The sequence below is a fragment of the Acinetobacter vivianii genome (assembly GCF_014635885.1).
In the GTDB taxonomy this organism is placed as follows: domain Bacteria; phylum Pseudomonadota; class Gammaproteobacteria; order Pseudomonadales; family Moraxellaceae; genus Acinetobacter; species Acinetobacter vivianii.
This window is the reverse complement of the sequence record NZ_BMDR01000017.1, coordinates 1-13,911: the sequence shown is the minus strand read 5'-3', so window position 1 is coordinate 13,911 and position 13,911 is coordinate 1. Positions and strand designations below refer to the sequence as shown.

4 protein-coding genes and 1 pseudogene are annotated in these 13,911 nt (G+C 47.7%); all 5 read left to right on the top strand.

Annotated features, from left to right (window positions below):
* Nucleotides 1-6,850, top strand: a 6,850-nt coding sequence (locus IEV36_RS18625) for a YadA-like family protein (protein ID WP_188393563.1), incomplete at its 5' end; no start/stop codon positions are given.
* Between the two features lie 61 nt (nucleotides 6,851-6,911).
* Nucleotides 6,912-7,712: a trimeric autotransporter adhesin/peptidogylcan-associated protein TpgA gene (tpgA, locus tag IEV36_RS18620; RefSeq protein ID WP_005255176.1), complete on the top strand. Its 801-nt coding sequence runs from the start codon at nucleotides 6,912-6,914 to the stop codon at nucleotides 7,710-7,712.
* Nucleotides 7,713-8,066: 354 nt separating this feature from the next.
* Nucleotides 8,067-9,113, top strand: a pseudogene (locus tag IEV36_RS18985) (ESPR-type extended signal peptide-containing protein); the annotation flags it as partial.
* A gap of 33 nt (nucleotides 9,114-9,146) precedes the next feature.
* On the top strand, nucleotides 9,147-13,730 hold the full coding sequence (locus IEV36_RS18875; RefSeq protein WP_444978634.1) for a hypothetical protein: 4,584 nt from the start codon (nucleotides 9,147-9,149) through the stop codon (nucleotides 13,728-13,730).
* On the top strand, nucleotides 13,615-13,911 hold a 297-nt coding region (locus IEV36_RS18585; protein WP_444978633.1), incomplete at its 3' end, for a hypothetical protein. The genes IEV36_RS18875 and IEV36_RS18585, both read left to right, overlap by 116 nt.

Sequence of the window (13,911 nt, the reverse complement as noted above, 5' to 3'; positions counted from 1 at the left end):
TGACATTGGCACAGCAGATGGCGAAGAAAATCTACAGGTTGCGAAAGAAGGCAATGACATCAAGTACAGCCTGAACCGTGACCTAAAAGTGGATAGCGTGACTGCAGGCGATACCGTGATGAACACAGATGGTATGACCATTGCGGGTGGTCCAAGTATCACTAAGTCTGGTATCGATGCAGCAGGTAACAAGATTACCAATGTTGCTGATGGCGAAGTCGCTGCGGGTTCTAAAGATGCAGTCAATGGTGGTCAACTCAATGACAGTGTGGGTTCAGTCGGTGACATGCTTGGTGGAGGTGTAACCAATGAAGGTGGCAAGCTAAACGGTCCATTCACTGTCAATGACAATGGCTATGCCAACGTTGCAGATGCGATTGAAGGTGAAACAGCAGCAGCAAAAACCGAGGTTGAAGCTGGCAAAAACATGACTGTTGAAAGCGAAACAGGTGCAAATGGACAAACCATTTATACCGTTGCGACAGCGGATGATGTTGAGTTCGATTCAGTCAAAGTCGGTGACGTGAGCATTGATGGTGTAACAGGCAAAATCACAGGTGTGACCGCGGGTGATGTCAATCCTGATTCAACTGATGCGATTAACGGTAGTCAATTGGCCGGTACAGCGCAAAGCGTATCGGATGCATTGGGCGGTGGTTCAACTGTCAATCCAGATGGCACAGTGACTGCTCCGAACTACAGTGTAAATGGCACTGACGTGAACAATGTTGGTGATGCAATCACTGCATTAGACAAAGGCTGGACATTACAAAGCAATGGTGAAAATGCAGCTGCGGTGAAAGCTGGCGATACTGTTGACATTGGCACAGCAGATGGCGAAGAAAATCTACAGGTTGCAAAAGAAGGCAATGACATCAAGTACAGCCTGAACCGTGATCTGAAAGTAGACAGCGTAACCGCTGGCGATACTGTGATGAACACAGATGGTATGACCATTGCTGGCGGCCCTAGTGTCACTAAGTCTGGTATTGATGCGGGTGGTAATAAAATTACCAATGTGGCTGATGGCGAAGTTGCTGCGGGTTCTAAAGATGCAGTCAATGGCGGTCAGCTCAATGATAGCGTGGGTTCTGTCGGTGACATGCTTGGCGGTGGCGTAACCAATGAAGGCGGTAAGCTAAACGGTCCATTCACTGTCAATGACAATGGCTATGCCAACGTTGCAGATGCAATTGAAGGTGAAACTGCGGCAGCGAAAACCGAGGTTGAAGCTGGCAAGAACATGACAGTTGAAAGCGAAACGGGTGCAAATGGACAAACCATTTATACCGTTGCAACAGCGGATGATGTTGAGTTCAATACAGTCAAAGTTGGCGATGTCAGCATTGATGGTACAACAGGCAAAATTACTGGCGTGACTGCTGGTGATGTGAATCCTGATTCAACCGATGCCATCAACGGTAGTCAATTGGCAGGTACAGCGCAAAGCGTATCGGATGCATTGGGCGGTGGTTCAACTGTCAATCCAGATGGCACAGTGACTGCTCCGAACTACAGTGTAAATGGCACCGACGTGAACAATGTTGGTGATGCAATCACTGCATTAGATAAAGGCTGGACATTACAAAGCAATGGTGAAAATGCAGCTGCGGTGAAAGCTGGCGATACTGTTGACATTGGCACAGCAGATGGCGAAGAAAATCTACAGGTTGCAAAAGAAGGCAATGACATCAAGTACAGCCTAAACCGTGACCTGAAAGTGGATAGCGTAACAGCTGGCGATACTGTGATGAACACAGATGGTATGACCATTGCTGGCGGTCCAAGCGTGACTAAAGATGGTATCGATGCAGCAGATACCAAAATCACCAATGTGGCTGATGGCGAAGTTGCTGCGGGTTCTAAAGATGCCGTCAATGGCGGTCAGCTCAATGATAGCGTGGGTTCTGTCGGTGACATGCTTGGTGGAGGTGTAACCAATGAAGGCGGTAAGCTAAACGGTCCATTCACTGTGAATGACAATGGCTATGCCAACGTTGCAGATGCGATTGAAGGTGAAACTGCGGCAGCAAAAACCGAGGTTGAAGCTGGTAAAAACATGACTGTTGAAAGTGAAACAGGTGCAAATGGACAAACCATTTATACCGTTGCGACAGCGGATGATGTTGAGTTCAATACAGTCAAAGTTGGTGACGTGAGCATTGATGGTGCAACAGGCAAAATCACAGGTGTGACAGCTGGTGATGTCAATCCTGATTCAACCGATGCAATCAACGGTAGCCAATTGGCAGGTACAGCACAAAGCGTATCGGATGCGTTGGGCGGTGGTTCAACTGTGAATCCAGACGGTACAGTGACTGCACCGAACTACACCGTAAATGGTGACAGTGTTAATAATGTCGGTGATGCGATCACAGCATTAGACAAAGGCTGGACATTACAAAGCAATGGTGAAAATGCAGCTGCGGTGAAAGCTGGCGATACTGTTGACATTGGCACAGCAGATGGCGAAGAAAATCTACAGGTTGCAAAAGAAGGCAATGACATCAAGTACAGCCTGAACCGTGACCTGAAAGTGGATAGCGTGACTGCTGGCGATACCGTCATCAACACAGATGGTATGACCATTGTTGGTGGTCCAAGCGTCACTAAAGATGGCATAGATGCAGGTGGTAACAAGATCACAGGCGTAGCACCTGGTACTGTTAGTCCAGACTCAACCGATGCGATCAACGGTAGTCAATTACACGCGCAAGGCGAAGGTGTGAAAGACATTATTGGTGGTGATACAGTTTATGATCCAGAGACAGGTCGTTATACCAACCCGAACATCGGTGGTACAGGTCAAGACAACATCAATGATGCGATTGGTTCTATCGGACAAGCAGCACGTGAAGCGAAAACAACGGTTTCAGAAGGTGAAAACATTGTTGTCACTGAATCAAAGAATGCTGATGGCAGTACCAACTATGAAGTTGCGACAGCACGTGATGTGAACTTTGATTCGGTGCAAGTGGGTGACGTGAACATTGATGGTGCGACAGGCAAGATCAGTGGCGTGACAGCAGGTACGGTGAGCCCAGATTCAACCGATGCCATTAACGGTAGCCAATTGGCAGGTACAGCCCAAAGCGTATCGGATGCCTTGGGTGGCGGTTCAACCGTGAACCCAGATGGCACAGTGACTGCACCGAATTACACGGTGAATGGTAGTGATGTCAACAATGTGGGTGACGCGATCACCGCATTAGACAAAGGCTGGACACTGCAAAGTAATGGTGCAAATGCAGGAGCAGTAAAAGCGGGTGATACCGTTGATATCGGTACAGCAGACGGCGAAGAAAACCTACAAGTTGCGAAAGAAGGCAATGACATTAAGTACAGTCTGAACCGTGATCTGAAAGTAGACAGCGTAACTGCAGGCAATACCCGTCTGGATAACAGCGGTGTTGAAGTGAAAGATGCTGTGGGCAACTCAACCACGATGGTGGCTGGTGGCACCATTGTTAAAGATGCACAAGGCAACAGCACTGCAACGACAGCTGCTGGCACGACTATCAAAGATGCACAAGGTAATAGTACGATTCTGAATGGTACTGGTCTAGCATTTACAGATGCATCAGGTGCACCAGTTGGACCAAGCGTGAGCCGTACAGGTATCGATGCGGGTGGCGAGAAAATTACCAATGTCGCAGATGGTGAAGTGGCAGCTGGTTCTAAAGATGCAGTCAATGGCGGTCAGCTCAATGACAGCGTGGGTTCAGTTGGTGACATGCTTGGTGGTGGTGTGACCAATGAAGGCGGCAAGTTGAATGGTCCATTCACTGTCAATGACAATGGCTATGCCAACGTTGCAGATGCGATTGAAGGTGAAACTGCGGCAGCAAAAACCGAGGTTGAAGCTGGTAAAAACATGACCGTTGAAAGCGAAACAGGTGCAAATGGGCAAACCATTTATACCGTTGCGACAGCGGATGATGTTGAGTTCGATTCAGTCAAAGTTGGCGACGTAAACATTGATGGCGCAACAGGCAAAATCAGTGGTGTGACTGCGGGCACGGTGAGTGCGGATTCAACTGACGCGATTAACGGTAGCCAGCTCCATGCCCAAGGCGAAGGTGTGAAAGACATTATCGGTGGTGACACTGCTTATGATCCAAACACAGGTCGTTATACCAATCCAGACATCGGCGGTACAGGTAAAGACAACATCAATGATGCGATTGGTGCAGTCGGTGCTGCTGCAACGAAGGCCAAAACTACAGTGACCGAAGGTGACAACATTGTTGTGACTGAATCAACCAATGCCGATGGCAGTACCAACTATGAAGTTGCAACTGCAAAAGACTTGGTTGTGGATAGTGTGACTGCGGGTGATACCGTTGTTAATACAGATGGTCTAACCATTGCGGGTGGCCCAAGTGTCACTAAAGAAGGTATCAACGCGGGTAATCAGAAAATCAGTGGTGTTGCAGCAGGTGATGTAAATCCTGATTCAACGGATGCCATTAATGGTAGCCAATTGGCAGGTACAGCACAAAGCGTATCAGATGCGTTGGGCGGTGGTTCAACTGTGAACCCAGATGGTACCGTGACTGCACCGAACTACACCGTGAATGGTGACAGTGTTAATAATGTTGGCGATGCCATTACCGCATTAGACAAAGGCTGGACACTACAAAGCAATGGTGAAAATGCAGCTGCGGTGAAAGCGGGCGATACCGTTGATATCGGTACAGCAGACGGCGAAGAAAACTTACAGGTTAGCAAAGAAGGCAATGACATTAAGTACAGCCTGAACCGTGACCTGAAAGTGGACAGCGTGACTGCGGGCGATACCGTCATCAACACAGATGGACTGACCATTGCAGGTGGTCCAAGCGTGACCAAAGAGGGCATTGATGCAGGCGGTAAAAAACTCACCAATGTTGCCCCAGGTACGGTGAGTGCAGATTCAACTGACGCGATCAACGGCAGCCAGCTTCATGCCCAAGGCGAAGGTGTGAAAAACATCATTGGTGGTAACACCACCTATGATCCGAACACAGGTCGCTACACCAACCCGAATATTGGTGGTACAGGCAAAGACAACATCAATGATGCCATTGGCGCAGTGGGTGATGCAGCGAAAGCCGCGAAAACCACAGTGACCGAAGGCGACAACATCGTTGTCAGCGAAACCAAAAATGCCGATGGCAGCACCAACTATGAAGTTGCTACTGCCAAAGACGTGAAGTTCGACAGCGTGACCTCAACCGATGACGAAGGCAACGAAACCGTACTCACTGCCAAAGGCACCCAGGTCAAAGATGGCGAAGGTAATGAAGCAGAATACGGAGCGAAAGGCATCACCCTGCAAGACAAAGACGGCAATGGCACGATTCTAAACCAAGGTGGCCTCAGCTTCGTTGATCCAATGGGCAACAACATCGGACCAAGCATCACCGCAGGCGGCATTAACGCAGGCAATACCGTGATTGGTGGCGTCGCAGCAGGTCGAGTTACCGCGGATTCCCAAGACGCGATTAACGGAAGCCAGTTAAAAGGCGTGTCAGATAGCGTTGCAAACTCAATTGGTGGCAATACCACAGTCAATGATGATGGCACGATCAACACCAGCAATGTGGGTAACACAGGCAAAGACAACATTCATGACGCGATTGACTCAGTTCGTGATGCAGCAGAAAAAGCCAAATCGACGGTGAGTGAAGGCAAAAACATTGTGGTGAAAGAAAGCCAGAATGCGGATGGCAGTACGGACTACGAAGTATCAACCTCACCAGATATGGAAGTGGACAGTGTGACAGCTGGCGATACCCGAGTAGATGGAGATGGCTTACACATCGAAGGTGGCCCAAGTGTGACCAAAGACGGCATCGATGCAGGTGACAAGAAAATCACAGGTGTTGAAGACGGAACGATTGCAGAAGGCTCGAAAGATGCCATCAATGGCGGTCAGGTCAAAGACATCTCGGATAGTGTTGCAGGTGCAATCGGAGGCAATACCACCGTCAATGAAGACGGCACGATCAACGCCAGCGACATCGGTGGAACAGGTCATGACAACATCAACGATGCAATCGCTTCTGTGAAGAAAGACGCGCAAGGAGCGAAATCAAGCGTGAGTAATGAAGATGGCAACATCAACGTGAAAACCAAACAGAACGCTGATGGCAGCACAGACTACGAAGTTGGCTTAGCAGACAAGATCAAAGTGAAAGAAGTTGAAGCTGATCAAGTCAATGCTGGTCAAGTCGATGTCAAAGGAGACAACGGTTCAACCACGATCACAGGAGGAGGTGTGAGCGTTACAGGTCCGAACGGAGAACAAGGCCCGAGCATGACGACTGACGGTATCAATGCTGGCGGTAAGAAAGTGAAAGGTGTTGCAGACGGACGGATTGAGAAAGGCTCACAAGAAGCGATCAACGGTGGCCAGTTACATCAATCCTATGAAGATGTTGGTGCTGCATTAGGCGGTGGAGCAGGTTATGACCCAGAGAAAGGCTGGAAAGGACCGAGCTACAACGTTGCAGGTGGCAGTTATAACAATGTTGGTGATGCGTTGGGTGCGATTGATGACCGTGTGACGAACTTGGGTGATCAAATGCAAAGAGCCTTCTATGACACCAATAAACGTATGGACAAAATGGAAGACAGAATGTCCGCAGGTATTGCTGCAACGGCCGCGCTTGAAAATGCACCGTACATTCCAGGCAAGTTAACGATGGCTGCAGGTGCTGCTTATTACAACGATCAAAGTGCAGTGGGTGTGACGTTCAGACGTACAGCCGACAATGGTCGCTGGTCACTCACTACAGGTGCAGCAATGGGAAGTGAGGGCAATAGCCCACTCGTCCGTGTTGGCGTAAGCACAATCATTGACTAAACCTTTGAGGAGGGCCATCAGGCTCTCCTTTCTTCCCAACAATAAAGAAGTGAGAACAGATATGAATAAGATTCAAATTTTAATGATGATTGCACTTGCGGGTTTTGCATTTAATAGTCAGGCGAATACAGAAGCACAAGTTGAGCTGGAACAGTCTCAGGAAATTACCTTTCCGGAAATAAACAAGAGTTACCTGAAACAGGTGAAACGTTATGAATATAACGACGTTGCCCGTTTGGATGTGGGACTGCATAAAGACCAGTTCCGCCATCTGCTTGGGCATCCCCATTTTAGTGAGGGCGTATTTGCCGTAAAAACCTGGAATTATGTGCTGGATATTCGTGTACCCAATACACAGGATTATAAACGCTGCCAGTTACGTATTGATTATGACAAGAAAGGCTTTGCTGAACGCTTATCTTGGAAAGGAGAAGAATGTCAGGGGCTAATGGCATGGGGCGCAAACAATGTTGTTCCATCGACCTTACCTGTTCCGTTACCTGCTGCAATTCCACAAGAAGGAGCCATCTTCTTTGCTTTTGACCGTTCGGATGCAAGATCGATTGAACCTGGCTCTGCCGATATTGCCCGTATGGCATCTCAAATCAATAGAACGGATAGCCCTGTTACGGTTTCTGGCTATACCGATACCTTGGGTAATTTTGGTTATAACCAGATGCTTTCTTCGAAACGAGCACAAACGGTGGCTAATTTATTAGTACAAAGTGGCGTTGCATCTGAGCGTATTCGCATACAAGCCAATAGCAAAACAGATCTTTACCAAAAATGTTCTGGAACCAATCGAAATACTCAACTCATTGAGTGTTTAGCTCCAAATCGCAGAGTAAATGTAAGCTGGTAATAAGTAGGCGAACAGGTATTTAAATACGTGTTCGCCTTTTTTTATTTTAAATATAGCCATCAATTTTAAATCTAAGGTGGCTTGTTAAATAAACCTTTAGGTATACGGAGATATATCTATGGGAAATTGGGTTTTATTTTTAAGTTATTGAATTTAATTGTAAATAATCCTAAATTTTTTATTTTTATATTTAGTTTTTTAAAAGTGAAATATTTCAATTTTTGAAAGGCTAATCAGACATTACATCTATATAAATGCTGCCTTTCTATTTTAATGGCTTAGGTATGCTGAACTTAAAATGATTATTAAAGAAGAGCTTTCATGAGAAAAGCTTTATGACAAGAGGTGCATATTATGAATAAGATCTATCGCTTAGTTTGGAATAAGAGCCTATGTCTATGGACAGTTGTTTCAGAACATGCCAGAGGCGTATCGAAAAAGCGCAATGTTGGTACGACGGTTAAATTACAAGATCAATCCGAACAGAATATTCAGAATATAGCTTTATTAACCAGTGATGATGTCGCCACCGTCAAACGAACCCTTCAAGTATTAGGCGTAACCAGTGCATTATTTTTGGGTTTGAGCACAGTTCAACCAACTTCTGCTGCAACTTATACTGGTAATGGTGGGAAGAATACCTGCAATAGTGCTGGTGGAGCTGGGCCAGATGGACTTCAATATGGGAAAGATGCTGGTCCTATAGATGGGAGCGGTACATGGAGTAATGTGATTGGTTGTAATGCAAGTGGAGGCAATGTGCTTGCTGCAACTGCTGTTGGAAGTTCTGCTAAAGTTACGGGTGATGGCGGGACAGCGGTGGGTTTTTCTGCTGAAGCAACTGCGCGTTCAGCAGGATATGGAATGCAGGCAAAAGCGACTGGAAATCAGTCAACAGCAATTGGGCCATGGTCGCAAGCCAGCGGAACAGGTAGTGTTGCGATGGGGTCGGATGGATTGTCGAATAACCGTGCCTCTGGTGCTCAAGCGACAGGAAACCAATCGGTAGCCATAGCGGGGCGTGCAAGAGCTTCTGGTGGGAAGTCCGTTGCAATTGGACATAATGCAATAGCCGAGGGTAATGGTGATGTGGCCATGGGCTCAGATGCGTATGCGAAAGGAAGCAACGATTTATCTGCCACTGCTGTAGGACGAGGAGCAAGAGCAGAAGGAGAAGATGCCCTTGCTGTAGGTAATACGGCTAAAGCGACTGCCAACTATGCTGGTGCGGTGGGTAACTTTGCAGAGGCTTCCGCCAGAAATGCAATGGCCGTGGGTAATTCAGCCAAAGCCAGTGGTGAGTTTTCAAGTGCCTTTGGTAACTTCTCAGAAGCTTCTGGATTACAATCAACTGCAAGTGGTAACGGTGCTAAAGCAACTGGCGAGTTTGCAAGTGCGTATGGAAATAATTCTGAAGCAACAGGAAAATATGCATTGGCCAGCGGTAATTTTGCAAATGCTGCAGGCGAAAGTGCTGTTGCTTTAGGTGACTTAGCCAATGCATCAGAAGCAAATACGACAGCTGTTGGTGTTCAGTCTAAAGCCTCAGCGGTAGGTGCGCTAGCTTTAGGCCATAAGGCAGAAGCGAGTGGACTGAATGCGATCGCGACAGGTGCAAAAGCTAAAGCGACGGGTGAGTCTACGATAGCCGTCGGTGATAATGCTCAGGCAGCAGGTGATAGTGACATTGCAATCGGTCGCGGTGCCTATGCACAAGGTGTAACTGAAAATGGTACTGCTTATACTGCAATTGCAATAGGTAGTGGTGCACTTGCCGAAAATAAAAACACCATTGCACTCGGTCAAGACAGTGTGGCTTCTGGGCTTGCAGCGACAGCAATAAGTGATGGTGCAAAAGCGACAGGAACAGCGTCGACCGCAGTGGGTTATCTTGCTGAAGCATCAGCGAATGGTGCGACAGTGACAGGTGCGTATGCGATTGCGAGTGGAGAGCGCTCCAGTGCTTTTGGTTCACTGGTAGAAGCAAGAGGTGTGCGGTCTTCTGCATTTGGTAATGAGGCCAAGGCAAACGGTGATTCGAGTGTTGCAGTCGGTGATGGCGCTCAAGCACAAGGCGAGAATGACATTGCAATCGGTCGTGATGCTGCAACGTCAAGTGGCACAACTGACAACATTGCAATCGGTCATGGTGTTACCACAGGCGACACAGGTCAGAACGTTGCGATGGGTTCTGGCGCAACCAGTGCCAATGCTGCTTCTTCAGAAGGTGGTGCCGTTGCGATTGGTCGTGATCAGGTGGCACGTGGCGATGGTGCAGTTGCGATTGGTGACCCAAATAATGCCAATGGTAATGGTGCAGTTGCACTCGGCCGAAATAATACCGCGGCGGGCAATGATGATGCCTCAGAAGCTGCAAATGGTGCAGTAGCAATTGGTAATGAAAACAAGGCGATTGGACAGGGTTCGGTTGCTTTGGGTAATCAATCTACAGCAGCAGAAGCGGGTTCGATCGCATTAGGTGACTCAGCCAATGCACAAGCAGCACGAGGCATTGCTTTAGGTTCAAATGCTGTTGCGACCAACGCTGATGATGTTGCTTTAGGTGCAGGTAGCGTAACGTCTACAGCAACAGGTGCGGGCTATTTAACTGGTACAGCAGCACCAAGCTCTGTGGTTTCTGTTGGATCGGCAGGCAATGAACGTCGTATTCAACATCTTTCTGATGGTGCAGAAGACACTGATGCCGTAAACGTTCGTCAATTAAAACATGTGAAAGGCGTGGTGGATGAACAGGGCGAAAGCACTGCCAATGCTTTAGGTGGTGGTTCAACCTATGACCCAGAAACAGGTGCAATCTCAAATCCAACTTACAATGTGAATGGAAATAACGTTAACAATGTCGGTGATGCATTAGCTGAGTTGGATAAAGGCTGGACATTACAAAGCAATGGTGAAAATGCCGATGCAATAAAAGCTGGCGATACTGTTGATATTGGTACTGCAGATGGAGAAGAAAACTTACAGGTTGAGAAAGAAGGCAACAACATTAAGTACAGCCTGAACCGTGATCTGAAAGTGGATAGCGTGACTGCTGGCGATACCGTAATGAATAATGACGGGATGACGATTGCTGGCGGCCCTAGTGTGACTAAGTCTGGTATTGATGCCGCAGGTAATAAAATTACCAATGTTGCAGAAGGAACAGAAGGCACAGATGCTGTTAACAAAGACCAGTTAGATCGTGAAACGGCAGCAGCGAAAACCGAGGTTGAAGCTGGCAAAAACATGACCGTTGAAAGCGAAACAGGTGCAGATGGACAAACCATTTATACCGTTGCAACAGCGGATGATGTTGAGTTCGATTCAGTCAAAGTCGGTGACGTGAGCATTGATGGTGCAACAGGCAAAATCACAGGTGTGACAGCAGGTGATGTCAATCCAGATTCAACTGATGCGATTAACGGTAGCCAATTGGCAGGTACAGCACAAAGCGTATCAGATGCCTTGGGTGGTGGTTCAACTGTAAACCCAGACGGTACAGTGACTGCACCAAATTACAATATCAATGGCACTGACGTGAATAATGTCGGCGATGCTTTAGCTGAGTTAGATAAAGGCTGGACATTACAGACCAATGGTGAAAACGCCGATGCAATAAAAGCAGGTGATACCGTTGATATTGGTACGGCAGATGGCGAAGAAAACTTACAGGTTGAGAAAGAAGGCAACAACATTAAGTACAGCCTGAACCGTGATCTGAAAGTGGATAGCGTGACTGCTGGCGATACTGTGATGAACACAGATGGTATGACCATTGCGGGTGGCCCAAGTGTGACCAAAGATGGTATCGATGCAGGCGGTAATAAAATCACCAATGTCGCAGATGGCACAGAAGCCAGTGATGCAGTCAATAAAGGTCAGCTTGATCAGGTTGGCGATGATTTAACCAATAAAGGCTTTGGTCTCACAGCTCAAGATGGCAGCACCGTTCAGAAGAAACTGGGTGAAGCAGTTGATGTCATTGGTGCCGACAGCAATATCAGTACTAAGGTTGAAGATGGCAAAATTGCAATTGAACTTGCCCGTGATCTGGATGTGGATAGCGTAACTGCTGGTGATACCGTGATGAACACAGATGGTATGACCATTGCGGGCGGTCCAAGCGTGACTAAAGATGGTATCGATGCCGCAGGTAATAAGATTACCAATGTCGCTGCGGGCGATGTCAATCCAGACTCAACTGATGCAATCAACGGTAGCCAATTGGCAGGTACAGCACAAAGCGTATCAGATGCGTTGGGTGGTGGCTCAACCGTGAATCCTGATGGTACGGTTAGTGCTCCGACGTACAATGTGAACGGAAATAACGTCAACAATGTCGGCGATGCATTAGCTGAACTGGACAAAGGCTGGACCTTACAAAGCAACGGTGAAAACGCCGATGCAATAAAAGCAGGTGATACCGTTGACATCGGTACCGCAGATGGCGAAGAAAACTTACAGGTGAGCAAAGAAGGCAATGACATCAAGTACAGCCTGAACCGTGACCTGAAAGTGGATAGCGTGACAGCAGGCGATACGGTCATCAACAACGAAGGGCTAACCATTGCTGGTGGTCCAAGCGTGACTAAAGATGGTATCGATGCGGGTGGTAGCAAAATCACCAATGTTGCAGAAGGAACTGAAGGCACAGATGCAGTTAACAAAGACCAGCTTGATCAGGTTGGCAATGATCTAACTGATAAAGGCTTTGGCTTAACGGCACAAGATGGCAGCACCGTTCAGAAGAAACTGGGTGAGGCTGTTGAGGTTGTTGGTGCAGACAGTAATATCAGCACCAAAGTTCAGGACGGCAAAGTTGCAATTGAGCTTGCCCGTGATCTGGATGTTGATAGCGTCACTGCTGGCGATACTGTCATCAACAATGAAGGACTAACCATTGCTGGTGGTCCAAGTGTCACTAAAGATGGCATTGATGCAGCGGGTAATAAGATTACCAATGTTGCTGCAGGCGATGTCAATTCAGACTCAACCGATGCGATCAACGGTAGCCAATTGGCAGGTACAGCACAAAGCGTATCAGATGCGTTGGGTGGTGGCTCAACTGTGAATCCTGATGGTACGGTCAGCGCACCGACTTACAATGTGAACGGAAATAACGTCAACAATGTTGGCGATGCATTAGCTGAACTGGACAAAGGCTGGACATTACAAAGCAATGGTGAAAATGCCGATGCAATAAAAGCAGGTGACACCGTTGATATCGGTACCGCAGATGGCGAAGAAAACCTACAGGTGAGCAAAGAAGGCAATGACATCAAGTACAGCCTGAACCGTGACCTGAAAGTGGATAGCGTGACTGCTGGCGATACCGTGATTAACAATGATGGTATGACTATCGCAGGCGGCCCAAGCGTGACTAAAGATGGTATCGACGCGGGTGGTAGCAAAATCACCAATGTCGGAGATGGGACAGAAGCCAGTGATGCAGTCAATAAAGGCCAGCTTGATCAGGTAAATGATGACTTAACCAATAAAGGCTTTGGCCTGACAGCACAAGACGGCAGTACCGTTCAGAAGAAACTGGGTGAGGCTGTTGAGGTTGTGGGTGCAGACAGTAATATCAGCACCAAAGTTCAGGACGGTAAAGTTGCAATTGAGCTTGCCCGTGATCTGGATGTTGATAGCGTGACTGCGGGTGATACGGTCATCAACAACGAAGGATTAACCATTGCTGGCGGTCCAAGCGTGACTAAAGATGGCATTGATGCCGCAGGTAATAAAATTACCAATGTCGCTGATGGTGAAGTTACTGCGGGTTCTAAAGATGCAGTGAATGGTGGTCAGCTTAATGACAGTGTAGGTTCTGTCGGTGACATGCTTGGTGGAGGTGTAACCAATGAAGGTGGCAAGCTAAACGGCCCATTCACTGTGAATGACAATGGTTACGCCAACGTTGCCGAAGCGATTGAAGGTGAAACGGCAGCAGCGAAAACCGAGNGAAAGCGAAACGGGTGCAAATGGACAAACCATTTATACCGTTGCGACAGCGGATGATGTTGAGTTCAATTCAGTTAAAGTGGGTGACGTGAGCATCGATGGTGCAACAGGAAAAATCACAGGTGTGACAGCTGGTGATGTCAATCCTGATTCAACCGATGCGATCAACGGTAGTCAATTGGCAGGTACAGCACAAAGCGTATCGGATGCCTTGGGTGGTGGTTCAACGGTCAATCCC